At 67.9% G+C, this 14,829-nt stretch carries 10 protein-coding genes; 6 read left to right on the top strand and 4 right to left on the bottom strand.

All coding sequences use genetic code 11. The annotated features are described in order from the left end of the window. Positions 1-6: 6 nt before the first annotated feature. On the bottom strand, positions 7-786 hold the full coding sequence (locus J7U46_RS01265) for a transporter (protein WP_282822999.1): 780 nt from the start codon (positions 784-786) through the stop codon (positions 7-9). Positions 787-884: 98 nt separating this feature from the next. Beyond that, positions 885-3,212, bottom strand: coding sequence for a PBP1A family penicillin-binding protein (locus J7U46_RS01260; RefSeq protein WP_282822998.1), 2,328 nt, complete (start codon positions 3,210-3,212; stop codon positions 885-887). 129 nt (positions 3,213-3,341) lie between these two features. Between J7U46_RS01260 and J7U46_RS01255 the strand changes: the two genes are divergently transcribed. From J7U46_RS01255 to J7U46_RS01245, 3 genes are all read left to right on the top strand, one after another. Further along, positions 3,342-5,327, top strand: coding sequence for a prolyl oligopeptidase family serine peptidase (locus J7U46_RS01255; protein ID WP_282822997.1), 1,986 nt, complete (start codon positions 3,342-3,344; stop codon positions 5,325-5,327). Between the two features lie 37 nt (positions 5,328-5,364). Then, positions 5,365-6,810: an exodeoxyribonuclease I gene (sbcB, locus tag J7U46_RS01250; protein ID WP_282822996.1), complete on the top strand. Its 1,446-nt coding sequence runs from the start codon at positions 5,365-5,367 to the stop codon at positions 6,808-6,810. Between the two features lie 114 nt (positions 6,811-6,924). Next, complete coding sequence (locus J7U46_RS01245) at positions 6,925-7,773, top strand: DNA ligase (protein ID WP_282822995.1); 849 nt, start codon at positions 6,925-6,927, stop codon at positions 7,771-7,773. A 12-nt stretch (positions 7,774-7,785) separates the two neighbouring features. Here the strand turns inward: J7U46_RS01245 and J7U46_RS01240 are convergent, their stop codons facing one another. Both J7U46_RS01240 and J7U46_RS01235 read right to left on the bottom strand, forming a co-directional pair. Next, entirely contained in the window at positions 7,786-9,108 is a 1,323-nt protein-coding gene (locus J7U46_RS01240) for an amidohydrolase family protein (RefSeq protein WP_282822993.1), read from the bottom strand. Next, entirely contained in the window at positions 9,105-12,212 is a 3,108-nt protein-coding gene (locus J7U46_RS01235; protein WP_282822992.1) for an amidohydrolase family protein, read from the bottom strand. The genes J7U46_RS01240 and J7U46_RS01235 overlap by 4 nt, the downstream gene beginning before the upstream one ends. A gap of 237 nt (positions 12,213-12,449) precedes the next feature. Here J7U46_RS01235 and J7U46_RS01230 point away from each other — a divergent pair, with 237 nt between their 5' ends. From J7U46_RS01230 to J7U46_RS01220, 3 genes are all read left to right on the top strand, one after another. After that, on the top strand, positions 12,450-13,388 hold the full coding sequence (locus J7U46_RS01230; protein WP_282822991.1) for a sensor domain-containing diguanylate cyclase: 939 nt from the start codon (positions 12,450-12,452) through the stop codon (positions 13,386-13,388). Between the two features lie 356 nt (positions 13,389-13,744). After that, complete coding sequence (locus tag J7U46_RS01225) at positions 13,745-14,287, top strand: alpha/beta hydrolase (protein WP_282822990.1); 543 nt, start codon at positions 13,745-13,747, stop codon at positions 14,285-14,287. Positions 14,288-14,520: 233 nt separating this feature from the next. Continuing rightward, positions 14,521-14,817 (top strand): flagellar basal body rod protein, encoded by a 297-nt coding sequence (locus J7U46_RS01220; RefSeq protein WP_282822989.1) that lies wholly within the window; start codon positions 14,521-14,523, stop codon positions 14,815-14,817. Positions 14,818-14,829 lie beyond the last annotated feature (12 nt).

The following is a 14,829-nucleotide window of genomic DNA, read 5'->3' as shown; positions in this document are numbered from 1 at the left end:
CTCCTGTCAGAACTTGGCTGAGAAGCCGACGGTCCAGCTGAGGTCCGGGCTGGTCTTGTTCAGCCCGCGCGAGACAGCCATGTCGACCTGCATGTTGTCGGCGAGCAGGTAGGCGAGGCCGGTGTCGAAGGTCAGCAGCTTGCCGCCGTTGCGGCTGGACGCGATCTGCTGCGCCGACAGCTCGACGAAGCCGCGCAGTCGATCGGTGATGGACTTGCCCAGCACGGCGGCCAGGATGCCGCCCACGAAGCGTTTGCCGTCCTCATTGCGGTCCATGTACAGGCCGGGCATCAGGCCGGCAGACCAGCCGGCCGGCAGCTCCCATTCCGCGACAAAGCGCACCGAGGGGCGCAGCCCCTGTCCGCGGTAGGCGCGACTGCCTGTGTCGCCATCGACGTGGAACAGCCAGGCCGTGTCCGGCGTGGCCGTTGCCTCGTCGCCATCCGAGGCATGCCATTTGAGACCTACGGACAGATCGCTCCAGCCCCGCTCGCGTTGCCTGACGCCGAGCGCCGTGCTGCGGCTGCGCATGGCGCCATCAGTTTCGAAGCGGAGTTCCCAGTCGTCGGCCAGGCCGATGCGGAGCAGGCTGGGTGTGCTGCGCGTCCAACTGCGCAAGGCGCCGTCCCGATCACGTTCCCAGGCGAGGCTGGTCTCGATCTGGAAGCGGCCCTTGCCCACGGTGGCGGCCGATTCGACGAAGTCCGGCCGATCCGTGGCGATGGGCTCTGCCGCCAGCAGGGTGGGCAGGGCGAGACAAGCAAGGCCCAACAGCGTGCGCGTCATGGTGTGCTCCTTGTGCAAGTCAACGCCTGCGTGATCAGGCGTGCAGTCGACTATAGGAGCAAGCCGACGGGCTGCACAGGGGCGGTGTCAGTCGGTTATCAAGGGCCCGAAGCCGAGCTTGCCGCAGGGACGGCGCTGCCCTCCATGCCCAGGCGTTGCAGGCCGGCCTCGCCCGCGAACTCCTCGAACACCCAGCCCTCGCCCTGGCGTACCAGGCCCTCGGCCGGTGGCTGGATCTCGCTGACCGGAACGCCGCGCAGGGCCACGCTCATGAAGTCGATCCATGCCGGCAGGGCCAGGCCACCGCCCGATTCGCGGTCGCCCATGGGCTTGGGGTTGTCGTGGCCTATCCAGACCGCTGCGACCAGGCTGGGCTGGAAGCCGACGAACCAGGCGTCGACCGCGTCGTTGGTGGTGCCGGTCTTGCCGTAGATGTCGGGCCGGCGGAGCGATCCCTGCGCGCGCGCGGCCGTGCCGCTGCGGGTCACTTCCTGCAGCAGGCTGGCGACGACGAAGGCATTGCGCTCCGAGATGCCGCGCTGTTCTTCGCTGCGCGGCTCAGGGGCCGCATCGAACAAGATCTGGCCCTTGCTGTCGGTGATCTTCTCGATCAGCAAGGGCGCCACGCGGTAGCCACCGTTGGCGATGACCGCATAGGCTTGCGCCATCTGCAGCGGCGTGACCGAACCCGAGCCAAGGCCCAGGGTCAGGTTGTCGGGTTGCTTGTCCACATCGAGGCCAAAGTGCCCGGCCCAGTCGCGCACCTTGCCGGCGCCCAGCAGCTGCATCACGCGCACCGTGACCATGTTCTTGGAGCGCGCCAGGGCCTGGCGCACCGTCAGCGGGCCGTCGTACTGGCTTTCGTAGTTCTTGGGTTCCCAGTCGCCGATGGTGATGGGCGCGTCGTTGACCACGGTGTCGGGGGTCAGGCCTTGCTCCAGCGCGGCCGAGTAGACCAGCGGCTTGAAGCTGGAGCCCGGTTGGCGCCAGGCCTGACTCACGTGATTGAACTTGTTCTTGGCGAAGTCGAAGCCGCCGACCAGCGCATGCACCTTGCCGCTGCCCGGCTCCAGCGCCACGAAGGCGCCTTCGGCTTCGGGCGACTGGGCCACCAGCCAGGCGCCTTGCGGCTCGGCCTTGCTGGGCGCGCCGCGCAGCACGCGGATGATGGAGCCGCGGCGGATGCGCAGGCTGTCGCGGGCCTTGTCAGACAGCGCCGCCTGCACCGAGCGCAGGCCTTCGCCACTGATGGTGATCTCGTCGCCGCTTTGCAGGCTGGCCTTGAGTTTGCCGGGCGCAACGGCCGTGACCACGGCGGCGCGCAGCTCGTCATTGTCCGGATGCTCGCTCAGCGCATGGCCGATCGCGGCGTCTTCCTCGCTGCTGTCGTCGGGCAGCTCGACAAAGCCCTCGGGCCCGCGGTAGGCCTTGCGGCGCTCGTAGTCCATCAGCGTTTTGCGCAGGCCCTTGTAGGCGGCCTGCTGCTGCTCGGCCACCAGGCTGGTGTAGACATTGATGCCGCGCGTGTAGGCCTCCTCGCCGTATTTGGCGAACACCACCTGGCGGGCCATCTCGGCCGCGTACTCGGCATGCAGCCGCTGGTCCTGGGCGGAGCGGATGTGCAGCTTCTCGGCCTTGGCGCTCTCGTAGTCCTCGGGGCCGATCATGCGCACGTCCAGCATGCGCTCCAGCACCACCAGCTGGCGGCGCTTGGCGCGCTGGAGGTTGCTGATCGGGTTGGCGTAGTAGGGGTTCTTGGGCAGCCCGACCAGCATGGCCGTCTCGGCGATGCTCAGCTGGTCCAGCGGCTTGCCGAAGTAGGCCTCCGAGGCGGCGGCAAAGCCATAGGCCCGCTGCCCCAGGTAGATGTGGTTCATGTAGATCTCGAGGATCTGGTCCTTGCTCAGCTGGCTCTCGATCTTCAGCGCCAGCAGGATTTCCACGAACTTGCGCGAATAGACCTGGCGCTTGCTCAGGTACATGTCGCGGGCCAGCTGCTGGGTGATGGTGGAGCCGCCGCCCTTCTTGTGCTCTGAGAAGGGGTTGGACAGGTTGTTCACCACCGCACGCGCAATGCCGCTGAAGGAGATGCCGTCATGCTCGTAGAACGGCGCGTCCTCGACGGCCAGCAGCGCGTCGCGGGTGCGCTTTGGGATCTGCTGCAGCGTCAGGTAGCGCCGCCGCTCGGCGCCGAACTCGGCCATCAGCTGACCGTCGCTGGTATAGACGCGCAGCGGCTCCTTGGCGTGGTAGTCGGTCAGCTTGTCCAGGTCGGGCAGGTTGGGATAGATCAACGCCGCTGCGATGCACAGCAGCAGTGCGAACAAGGCCATCAGCCCGCCAAAGATGAGCGCCACGCGGCCGGGCGTGTAGCCCCGCGAGGCAAGGAACTCGGGCCAGGGGAAGCGGCGGGATTCAGCGGTCATCGGTGGTCGGCAGGCGCTTGAGGCGAGGCCGCATTATGGGGGGCTCCCTGGGTAAGCACCGTTTCGGCACCCCGGCCTGCATCGCCAGAATCCGGCCCGCAGATCTCAATAAATGCAGGGAGGAATGAGATGCTGAAACGAAGGACTCTGATCGAGGCCGGGCTGGGCCTGGCCGCCAGCACGGCGCCCTTGGTCGTGCGCGCCGCCACGGAGGCCGAGTCGGGCCGCCTGCCGCTGGAAAGCTTCGCCCGGCGGCCGATGATGGAACAGCTGGCGCTCTCGCCCGATGGCAAGCTGCTGGCCGCCATCGTCAACGAAGGCAAGCAAAGCATGATCGTGACCCGCGCGGTGGACGGCGGTGCCTTTGTCGGCGTGCTGGGCACCGACAACCTCGAGTTCACGATCAACTGGCTGGCCTGGGCCAACCCGACGCGGCTGCTGGTCAGCCTGGGCTTCTACACGATCCGCGAGGAGCGTGGCTATGGCCGCATCGAGACCACCGAGACCCGCCTGGTGGCCATCGACGCCGATGGCAAGAACATGGTCAACCTGGTGCGGCCGCGCGGCTCGCAGTCGGCCAACCTGCGCTGGGCCTGGCAGCAGGACAACGTGGTGGACCTGCTGCCGGACGATCCCGAGCACATCCTGATGGCCTTGCCCGGCAGCTCGGAAGATCCCTATCCGGCGGTCATGAAGGTCAATGTCTACACCGCATCGCGCACCACCCATGCCACCTCGCGGGACCGGAACTGGAACTGGATCACCGATGCCCAGCACCGGGTGCGCATCGGCATCGGCAACACGCGAGACGGCGAGACGACCATCTCGGTCTGCGACACGGACGGCAACAACTGGCGCCAGCTGAGCAAGACCGCTGCCTTTGAGGGGCAGGCCTTGACGCCGCTGGGCTTCGGGCTGGATCCGCAGCAGCTCTACGTGACGACGCGGCACGAAGGCCTGGAGGCGGTGTTCACGCTGGACCTGGGCGACCCCAAGGCCAAGCCGGTGCTCAAGCTGGCCAATGAGCGCTACGACCTCGGCGGCTCGCTGGTGCGCGACGCACGCGGCGAGGCTGTGGGTGTCAGCATGCGCACCATGGACGGCTCGTCCGGCTTCTTCTGGGACCCGACCTACAAGGAGAACCAGACCGTGCTGGATGCCGCGCTGCCGGACCGGGCCAATGGCTTCAACGGCCGCGACCGGGCGGGTTCGCTCTTCATCGTGCGCTCGGCGGCGATGGGCGAGCCGGAGCAGTTCTTCCTGGCGCGCTTTGGCGACCAGCCCTCGCTGAAACTGCTGGCCAACAGCTATCCGGAGCTCAAGGGTCAGCCGCTGGGGCGGCGCCAGTCCTTCCGCATGAAGGCGCGCGACGGCTTGCCCCTGCACGGCTACCTGACTTTTCCGCCGCAATCCAGCGGCGGCCCCTTGCCGCTGGTGGTCCTGCCGCACGGCGGACCGCAGTCGGCGGATCATGCCGGGTTCGACGACTGGTCCAGCTTCATCGCCGACCGCGGCCACCTGGTCTTGCAACTCAACTACCGGGGCTCGACCGGCTACGGCCAGAAGCACCTGGAAGCCGGCCTGCGGCGCTGGGGCCTCGAGATGCAGGAAGACCTGGAGGATGGCGTGGCCGAGTTGGTCAAGCTCGGGCGGGCCGATCCCAAGCGCGTGGCCATCGTCGGCGGCAGCTATGGTGGCTACGCGGCGCTGATGGGCGTGATCAAGACGCCCGAGCTCTACCGCGGCGCCTTCGCCTTTGCGCCAGTGACCGACCTGGTCGAACTCACCAAGGATGCGCGCCGGTTCGGCCGGCGCGAGGTGATTCGCCGCCAGGTCGGCGATGCCAGCGACGACCGCGAACGCCTGGAGGCCACCTCACCCTGCCTGCATGCCAAGCGCATCAAGGTGCCGGTGGTGATTGCCCATGGCACGGTGGATCGTTCGGTGGAGTTCGACCAATCGGTCCGCATGGTCGCGGCGCTGAAGGAGGCCGGCAAGCCGCACGAGTTCATCAAGCTCGAACGCGGCGACCACTTCCTCAGCCACCAGCCCTACCGGCAACAGGTGCTGGCGGCGATGGAGCGCTTCCTGGACCAGGTGCTGCCCAAGGCCTGAACCAGGGCTGTGGCCGAAGGCTGCTATCGTGCCGGCCATGCAAGACATGAGCTTCTACTGGCACGACTATGAAACCTTCGGCCGCGTGCCGCGCCGCGACCGGCCCACGCAGTTTGCCGGCGTGCGCACCGACCTGGACCTGAACGAGGTCGGCGAGCCGCTGATGATTTACTGCCAGCCGCCGACCGACAACCTGCCCGACCCCGAGGCCTGCCTGCTGACCGGCATCCTGCCGCAGGACTGCGCCGAGCGGGGCCTGCCCGAGCATGAGTTCGCTGCGGCCATCGAAGACCAACTGGCACGACCCGGCACGGTGGGCCTGGGCTACAACACCATCCGCTTCGACGACGAGGTCACGCGCTTCCTGCTCTGGCGCAATCTGCGCGACCCCTATGCCCGCGAATGGCAGAACGGCTGCGGCCGCTGGGACCTGCTCGACGTGGTGCGCTGCGCCTATGCGCTGCGGCCAGACGGTATTCAATGGCCGCAGCATGAGGACGGCCGCCCGTCCTTCAAACTCGAGCATCTGACGGTGGCGAATGGCCTCACGCATGAAGCGGCGCACGATGCGCTGTCCGACGTGCGCGCCACCATCGCCCTGGCCCGCCTGATCAAGACCGCCCAACCCAAGCTCTGGGACTTCTGCCTGAAGCTGCGCAAGAAGGAGGCCGTCTGGGCCGAGATCGGCGCGGGCAACAAGCCCTTCCTGCACATTTCCGGCATGTATCCGCCGGAGCGCGGTTGCATCGCTCTCGTGTGGCCGCTGGCGCCGCACCCGACCAACAAGAACGAGCTGATCGTCTGGGACTGCACGGAGAACCCGGCCGAGCTGCTGACGCTCAATGCCGAGACGATCCGCCAGCGCATGTTCACCAAGCAGGCCGAGTTGCCCGAGGGCGTGACGCGGCTGCCGATCAAGAGCATCCACGTCAACAAGTCACCGGTGGTGATCGCCAACCTGAAGACGCTCTCGCCGGCCATGGCCGAGCGCTGGGGACTGGACATGGAACAGGCCTTGCTGAACGCCCAGCAGCTGGAGCAGCAGGGCCATCTGCTGGCCGGCCTGTGGGGCGAGGTGTTCAAGCGCCCCGGCGATGGCGCGCCGGTCGATGTGGATGAAGACCTCTATGGCGGCTTCATCGCCCCCGATGACCGCCGCGCGCTGCAGCGCCTGCTGGCCTTGAGCCCCGAGCAACTGGCCGACCGGGCCGCGCAGGGCAAGCTGACGTTCCAGGACGAGCGGCTGGAGGAGCTGGTGTTTCGCTGGCGCGCGCGCAACTTCCCGGCCAGCCTGAGCGGCGAGGAGCAGCAGCGCTGGACCTCGCATTGCGCCGCGCGCCTGCACGGCGGCGAGGGTGGGGCGCTGACGCTTTCCAGCTTCTTCGAGCAGGTCGACGCGCTGAGCGAGCAGGCCGACGAGCGGGGTCAGGCCATCCTCGGTGCACTCTACGACTGGGCCGAGCAGATCGCGCCGCCGGCCTGATGGCGCGAGGCGGCGGCCCACCTCCACCATGTTCGGGAGGCAGGGCCGCTGGCGGCCCTCCAGAATGAATCCCACGCCCCGATCGCTCCGATCAAAGAGGGCGCGGAGGGATTCATGGACAAGCGAGACTTCGCGCGCTGCCTGCTCGGCGCGCTGGCACCCGGCTGGCTCGTCCAGCCGGCGAGGGCTGCAACAACGCCACCGGCCCTGCTGCTGGCGCAGAGCGCGCCAGCCAAGCTGGACCCACGCGGCTACCTGGTCAGCGAGAAGCTGGACGGCGTGCGCGCCTTCTGGACCGGCCGCCGTCTGCTGTTTCGCAGCGGCCTGGAGATCGCGGCACCGGATTGGTTCACGGCACGCCTGCCCTCGCGGCCGCTGGACGGCGAGCTGTGGATGGGCCGTGGCCGCTTCGAGGCCGCGTCAGCCGCCGTGCGGCGCAGCAAGCCGGTGGACGCCGAGTGGCGGGCACTGCGCTACATGCTGTTCGAACTGCCGGAGGGCGCCGGCGACTTCGAGCAGCGGGCTGCCGAGTTGCGGCAGCTCGCGGAATCGCTGTCCTGGGAGAGTTTGCAGGCCGTGGACCAGGGGCGCATCGAGACCTCGGCAGTGCTGCACCAGCGCTTGCGCGAGGTCGTGGCGGCCGGCGGCGAAGGCCTGATGCTGCATCGTGCCGACGCGGCCTACGCGACCGGCCGCAGCGAACTGCTGCTCAAGCTCAAGCCGGTGGATGACGGCGAGGCCGTGGTCATCGCCCATGAGCCGGGCCAGGGCGCGCTGAGCGGAACCCTGGGCGCGCTGCGCGTGCGCAGCCCCGAGGGCCGGGAGTTCAGCATCGGCAGCGGTCTCAGCGCTGCGGACCGGCGCACACCGCCACCGATAGGCAGCCTGGTGCGCTACCGCTTTCGTGGCCTGACCGGCAGCGGCTTGCCGCGCTTCGCCACCTTCGTCCGCATCGAGACCTAGCGCATCAGCGAATCAACGCAGGTAGCGCTGCAGGTACTTGTCGCGCAGGCCGGTCTGCTTGTCCTTCAGCTCGATCTCGCGGCCCTGGATGAAGATGCGCTCGACATTGCTGCGGATGTCGAGCGGGTCGCCGTCGCTGACGAAGAAGCTGGCCAGCTTGCCCACTTCGAGCGAGCCCAGCAGCTTGTCGGCACCGAGGATGCTCGCCGGGTAGAGCGTGATCGCCTTCAGCGCCTCGTCGGCCGGTAGGCCGAAGGCCACGGCCTGGCCGGCTTCGAAGCCGAGGTTGCGCTCGTTGGACGGATCGCGGTCTTCGCGGGCAATGCAGAAGCGCACGCCGGCCTTGGACAGCTCGGCCGGCAGGCGGAAGATCGCGTCTACATCGTCGTCGCGGCGCAGCGGCAGGCGGTTCAGCGAGCCGATCACCACCGGGATGTCGCGCGCCTTCAGCTCGGGAGCGAAGACGGCCGCATCGGCGCCGCCGACGATCACGATCTTCAGCTTGAAGCGCTCGGCCAGGTCCAGCGCCTGGCGGATCTGCCAGCGGTCGTCGGCATCGATGAAGACGGGCCGCTCGCCGCGCACCACGGGCAGCATGGCTTCCCAGCGGGTGTCGAGCGGCGTCTTGGCGTCGGCGGCCTTGGCCTTGGCATAGGCGGCGGCCGATTCGAACACCTCGTCCAGCAGCTTCAGCTTGGCCGTGACCGAGCGGCGCAGCTCCTCGCGCGGCGCCTCGGCCGTGGCGAAGACGCTGGCGATCGAGCGCATCGTGGGCAGGCTCACATGCAGGCCCACCTCGGGGCGGATCGCCATGTCTTCCCAGTTCCAGCCATCCAGCTGCACGAGGGCCGAGGTGCCGGAGACCAGGCCGGTGCCGGCGCGTGCCTGCGGCACCGACAGCACGGTCAGCACGCCGCTGGCGCGGGTCACCGGGATGATGTCGGAGTCTGCGTTGATGGCAACGAGGGCGCGGGCATTCGGATTGACGGAGCCGGACTCCGCCGTGTCCACCGTGGCGCGCACGGCGCTCACCTCGACGAGGCCCATCACCGTGTTGGCCGAGACCATGCCGGGATAGACGTGGCGGCCCTTCAGGTCGATGACCTGGGCACCGGCCGGCGCGGCCAGATCGGCACCGCCTATGGCCTTGATGCGGCCGCCCTCGACCAGCATGCGGCCGTTGGCGATCACCGGCCCGCTGACCGGATGCAGCGTGGCATTGCTGATCAGCAGCGGCTTGGCCTGCACCGGCGGCGGCACATTGGGATTGGCCTGCGCCAGCGCGGCGAGCAGCAGGGCGAGGGCGCCCAGCAGGGGGGTGCGCTTCTTGATCATTGGTGGACCTCCTCGGTGCATTCATGCCATTCGCCGTTGCCGTAGCTCTCGGCATAGCGGGCCTGTTCGTGCAGCCATTGCTGCAGACGGGCTTCGTCCAGGGCCAACTGGTCGCCGGGTTCGCTGCCGGCTGCGGCGCCGGGGCGGCCGCCTGCGCCGGAGCCGCCAGTGCCACCGGCCGTGAGGCGGGCCGTGACGGCCTTGGCTATCAGGCGGGCGCGCTCAACGCGTTGCTGCTCGCGCAGCTTGGCGTCTTCGGCGCGGCTGAAGTAGAGGCGGCCGTCGATCCAGGTCTGCTCGGCACGGCTGGTGGTGGCCAGCGGGTTGCCGTTCCAGAGCACGAAGTCGGCGTCTTTGCCCACCTCCAGCGAGCCGGTGCGGTCGCCAACGCCCAGCTGCTTGGCCGGGTTGATGGTGACGAACTTCAGCGCCTCGGCTTCCTTCATGCCGCCGTAGCGCACGGCCTTGGCGGCCTCGGTGTTGAGGCGGCGCGCCAGCTCGTTGCTGTCGGAGTTGAAGCTGGTGTTGACGCCCACCTTCTGCATCATGGCGCCGTTGTACGGAATGGCATCGACCACTTCCATCTTGTAGGCCCACCAGTCGCTGAACGTGGAGCTGCCGGCACCGATCTCGGCGATCTCCTTGGCCACTTTGTAGCCCTCGAGCACATGCTGGAAGGCCGCGACCTTGAGACCGAACTCCTTGGCGATCTTGGTGAACATCAGAATCTCATCCGCCCGGTAGGAGTGGATGTGGATCTCGCGCTTGCGCTGCAGCAGTTCCACGAGGGTGTCGAGCTGCAGGTCGCGGCGCGGCTGCTCGCTGCCCTTGGGGTTGCGCTTCCATTCCGCCCAGCGGGCCTCGTACTCGCGCGCGGCCTGGAAGGCATCTCGCAACAGCTGCTCCACGCCCATGCGGGTCTGTGGGTAGCGGGTGTTGTTGCCGTCGCCCCAGTTCGATTGCTTGACGTTTTCGCCCAGCGCGAACTTGATGCCTTGCGCGGCCTCCTTGAACTTCAGGGCCTCGGCATCCAGGCCCCAGCGCAGCTTGATCACCTGGTTCTGGCCGCCGATGGTGTTGGCCGAGCCATGCAACAGGTTGGCCGCCGTCAGGCCGCCGGCCAGCTCGCGGTAGATGTTGATGTCGGTGGCATCGATCACGTCGGCCACGCGCACCTCGGCGGTGATCGAGCTCGAGCCTTCGTTGACGCCGCGGGCAATGGCGGTGTGCGAGTGGGCGTCGATGATGCCGGGCGTCAGGTGCAGGCCCTTGGCATCGATCACCAGGGCGTCGGCGGGTGCCTTCAGGTCAGCGCCGATGGCGGCGATCTTGCCGTCGCGTACCAGCATGTCGGCGCGGGCCAGTTGTCCGGCGGCGGCACTGGTCCAGACGGTGGCGTCCTTGATCAGCACCAGCTTGCTCTCGGGCTTGGCGGCCACGCCGAAGGCGCCAGCCGGATAGCGCTGCAGGGCGCCCAACTCGACCTTGGGCTCGGCCTTGGGCGCTGTTTCCGCATGCGGCTTCTCGCGTTCGGCGACCAAGCTGTCGCTGACCAGGCGCTCGCCTTGCAGGCGCAGGTTCAGCCAGGCGGCACTCTCGCCGCCTGCGCAGGGCCAGCGCAGGTGGAGCTGGTCGCCGCGCAGGTGGCCTTCGCAGGTCTTGCCATCGAGCTTGAGCTGCGGCCGGGCGGCCGTGCCGCTGATCATGAGGGGCTTGTCCTGGCCGGCGATCTTCCACTGGCCGCGCACGTCCTTGCGCTGCCAGACCTCTGTGGGCAGGGCGCGGCCGTCGACGAAGGCCAGCTCGATCTCGGCCGATTCGCTGGCGAACAGGTCGCCGGTGGCGATCACGAGGTTGGCGATCTGGCCCGGCGCAATCTGACCCAGGCGCTGCGCCTGGCCGAGCAGCTTGGCCGGTACGGTGGTCAGGCCGGCCAGCGCGGCGTCGGTACTCAGGCCACGCTTGACGGCCTGGCGCAGGCGCGGCCAGAAGTCGCGCTTGGCATCGCTCAAGCCGCGCGGGCTGACGGCGAACTCGACGCCGGCCTGCGCCAGCACCGAGAGGTTGCTGGGCGCCAGCTCCCAGTGCTGCAGCTGCTGCAGCGATACGTCGGCGGCGAGGTCCGGGTTTTCGACCTCGGGCGCGGCCGGGTAGCTCAGCGGCACGATGACCGGCATGCCGAGCGCCTTCAGCTGGGCGGCGCGGCGGTACTCGAAGCCGTTGCCTTGCAGGATCACCTTGAGGCTGAACTCGTCGCGTACCTTGGCGATGCGCAGGAAGTCCTGCTCATCGTCGGCCTGGTAGACCACGGGCTGCTTGCCTTGCACGGCGTTTTGCAGCGCGGCCAGCGAGCTGTTGAACTCGCGTCGCTCGCCGTTGCCGGCGGCCTGGCCGTACCAGCGCGCATCCCACCAGGTCTGGCGCGACAGGGCGACGGCGCCCATCAGCGAGTTCGGGTAGCCGGCGCTCCGGCCCCGCTCAAATTCATGCGAGAGGTGCTGGGCCACGTCGGTGGCGATCAGGAGGTTCTTGGCATCCAGGCCTTCGCCGGCCGAGAGCAGGGCGCTCTGCCCGCGGAAGATGCCGTGAGCCGGCGCGGCGAGCACGGCGGTGAAGCCCAGCTCGCGCGAGGCCTTCAGCTCGTCGGCCTTCAGATCCAGCACGGCGGCCACCGATTGCTCGGGGTGGACCTGTGCATTGCGGCTGCTGGCGCTGCGGCCGCTCATGGCGTTGCTGCCGGCGCCCGTGCCGCGCTGTGGCTTGAGCGATGCAGGCACGCCAACCAGGCTGGACATGTCGATGAAGCCGGCATAGATGCTGCGTCCCGGCAGCTTCCAGACCCGCGCGCCGGCCGGGATGGCCACGTCGGCACCGGCGGCCACGATCTGGCCGTCCTTCAGCACCACGGTGCCACGTTCGATCACCTTGCCCGGCGCCAGCACGAGGCGCGCCTCGGTCAGCGCATGCCAGCGCGGCGTGTTGTCGCGCAGGCCTTCGACACGGTCGCTGCTGCTGTTGTTCTGGGCCAGGGCGGCGCTGCCTAGCAGCAGGCTAAGCAGGCCCAGGCAGGCCAGCGCTGGGCGCTGGGGTCGCTTGAATTGCATGAATGGCTCCCTCACTGGGTGCCGGCGGTGGCCGGCAGGTTCCGGCGCGGATTGTTCAGCGATTCGGCCCGCATCGACATGGCGGAAATACCGGGTGCCCTTCAGCCGGGTGCGTTGCTCGCGCGGGTCGCGCTTGGTCGATTGGGGTTTCCGTCAGGCGGCAAACGCGGTACACCTGCAATAGTTGTCGCATCATGGCGATACCCGCTATTCGCACGCCAGTTCCAGGAGACCTCAATGCAAACCAAGCCCGACAACGCCGAAGCCGGCCACGAGGTGATCGCGGCACGCATGCGCGCGCTGATGGTGCGCTCGCCGGTGGCCGTGGGTTTTGTACTGAATCAGCGCTTCGAGGTGGTCAGCGAGCAGTTCAACCACCTGTTCGGCCATGGCGATGACACCGACCTGGCCGGCCAGCCGACCCGTGCCATCCATGTGTCTGACGGCTCGCACAACGGCGTGCACGAGAAGTCCTCCGCCGCCTTCGTGGCCGGCCGTCCGCTGGACGAGGAATTCGAGTACGTGCGGCGTGACGGCAGCCGCTTCTGGGGCCGCCTGCAGGCCACGCCGCTGCACTGGGACCAACCGGGTGGCGAGGCCGTCTGGATCATCGAAGACATCACCGCAGCCCGCCAGCTGCGCATGCAGCCGACCTGGACCGCCAAGCACGACTCGCTGACCGAACTGGCCAACCGCCGCGAGTTTGAGCGCCGTCTGGCCGAGCACGTGGGCAGCCGCCGCCACGAGCCGGTGTCGGTGCTGTGGGTGGACGTAGACAAGTTCAGCGAGGTCACGGCCTCGATGGGCAGCGAGGTGGCTGACCATTTCCTCTATGGCCTCGGCCAGATGCTGATCACCAAGGTGCGGGCCTCCGACCTGGTGGCCCGCCTGGACGACGACCATTTCGCCGTGCTGCTGCCCGACTGCGACCAGCACTACGCCCAAATCGTGGCCGAGAAGATCCGCTCCGCCATCGCCGGCTTCCGCCTGCGCTGGGGCCTGCACCGTACGCGGGTGAAGGCCTGTGTGGGCGTGGTGCAACTGCAGCCCACACTGGAAACGGTCGATGCCGTGCTGGGCGCCTGCGCCCTGGCTTGCACCGAGGCCAAGGCGGCCGGCGGAGATACGGTGCGGGTCTTCGTCTCGGCCGGCGGCTACGAGGAACTGGCGGGCTGAGCCGAAAGCCGAGTTCCGCTAGGGCCTCACGGGGCTTGCAGCAGCCGTACATCGCCTGTGCGTTGCGCTGGGCGGGCTTGTCCTGCGGAGATTTCGCGCGCTTGAAAAGCCGCCGGGCTGTGCCATGGATGGCATCGCGAGTCGACCTAAGATGCTAGGTCCTTGATGGCGCTGACCTTTGCATGACAGATCGACGTGCGTTCTTGTTTGCTGCCGCCGGCGGCCTGGCCGGATGCGGCGGCGGTTCACCCGAGGCTCCGGCTGCCTCCGTTCGGCCAGTGATTCCTGCCGGCACTTTCACTCGCGGAGACGCCGCAGCGGTCCCATTGATTCTTGCGCCAGTTGGACCTGCCGGCTTGGCGCAGTGGGTGGGCGAGGAGGTGATCGCTGGCCTGGTTCGAGCTGGCTTCTTTGTCATTGGACGACATTGGCCGGGCTTGGATGGAGGGATTGAGGACTATGGTGCCCGCCATGGTGAGATTGCGGCATGGTTGGACAGCTTGCGGCTGTCAGTTCGCCCGGTTTTTTATGTCCAAAGCCGTGGTGGGCTGCAGCTGCTCAATTACGCCTGTGATGAGCCAGAAAGCTTTCGCAAAATTGCTTGCCTCTATCCGGTGACAGACCCGCGTGTGTTCCCGGGCGCTGGGCAGCTGCTTTGGAATGCCCATGCGAGCACGGAAGCAATGTTTCCATGGCTTGCGAACACCCCGAACCTGCGTGCCGCTCGGTTGCGTGGGCGACCCATCCGCATATGGCATGGCGATGCCGACACGCTCGTGCCGAAATCGAGCACCACAGATGTATTCGCGCCCGCAGCGGGCGCGGAGGTCGTGACCATCCCGGGCCTGGGCCACACGCAGGTGTGGATCGAGGCGATAGGCGACTGGTTGAGGGCATGAAACCGGCCTCCCGGCACGCGACCACAGCCGTCCCTTTTTGCCCGCGAGGTGTTTCCATCCTTGGCAAGACAGCTTGGGGATGCCTCAGTGCAGGTGCTTGGCATCGTTCGGACGTAATTGTCGAAAAATAAGACCGGATTTATGGGGTCTTTTCCTAAAGTTCGGGCGTTTATCGCCGATAGTCGGGGAATCCGGCCCGACTTTAGAGGCCTGATGCATCCGAAAGCCACCGCATGATCAGCCTGTCAACCGCCCTGTCCGGCATCTCCGCCGCCAATGAGCGGCTGCGCGCGTCGGCCCACAACGTCGCCAATCTCTCGACCGAGAACTTCAAGCGCGAAACCGTGGAGCTGACCAGCCTGGCCGGTGGCGGCGTCGGCGCCACGAGCCGCACGGCCGACAACCCGGGTGTCTCCGAAACCACCGAGCTGGTCGAACAGAAGTCGGCCACCTATGCCTTCGTGGCCAACCTGCGCGTCTTGCAGACCCAGGTGCGAGCCGAAGGCGCGATGCTCGACATCCACGCCTGATCCGCCGCCGGA

The organism is Pelomonas sp. V22 (assembly GCF_030014915.1).
In the GTDB taxonomy this organism is placed as follows: domain Bacteria; phylum Pseudomonadota; class Gammaproteobacteria; order Burkholderiales; family Burkholderiaceae_C; genus JAUASW01.
Note: the sequence above shows the minus strand (reverse complement) of the source record. Positions and strands in the feature narration are given on the sequence as shown.

Bases quoted from the DNA above. Each gene is read 5' to 3' on its own strand.
- J7U46_RS01245 (WP_282822995.1), top strand. From the start codon at position 6,925: ATGGACAAGCGAGACTTCGCGCGCTGCCTGCTCGGCGCGCTGGCACCC.
- J7U46_RS01265 (WP_282822999.1), bottom strand. From the start codon at position 786: ATGACGCGCACGCTGTTGGGCCTTGCTTGTCTCGCCCTGCCCACCCTG.
- J7U46_RS01220 (WP_282822989.1), top strand. From the start codon at position 14,521: ATGATCAGCCTGTCAACCGCCCTGTCCGGCATCTCCGCCGCCAATGAG.
- J7U46_RS01235 (WP_282822992.1), bottom strand. From the start codon at position 12,212: ATGCAATTCAAGCGACCCCAGCGCCCAGCGCTGGCCTGCCTGGGCCTG.
- J7U46_RS01230 (WP_282822991.1), top strand. From the start codon at position 12,450: ATGCAAACCAAGCCCGACAACGCCGAAGCCGGCCACGAGGTGATCGCG.
- J7U46_RS01260 (WP_282822998.1), bottom strand. From the start codon at position 3,212: ATGACCGCTGAATCCCGCCGCTTCCCCTGGCCCGAGTTCCTTGCCTCG.
- J7U46_RS01240 (WP_282822993.1), bottom strand. From the start codon at position 9,108: ATGATCAAGAAGCGCACCCCCCTGCTGGGCGCCCTCGCCCTGCTGCTC.
- sbcB (WP_282822996.1), top strand. From the start codon at position 5,365: ATGCAAGACATGAGCTTCTACTGGCACGACTATGAAACCTTCGGCCGC.
- J7U46_RS01255 (WP_282822997.1), top strand. From the start codon at position 3,342: ATGCTGAAACGAAGGACTCTGATCGAGGCCGGGCTGGGCCTGGCCGCC.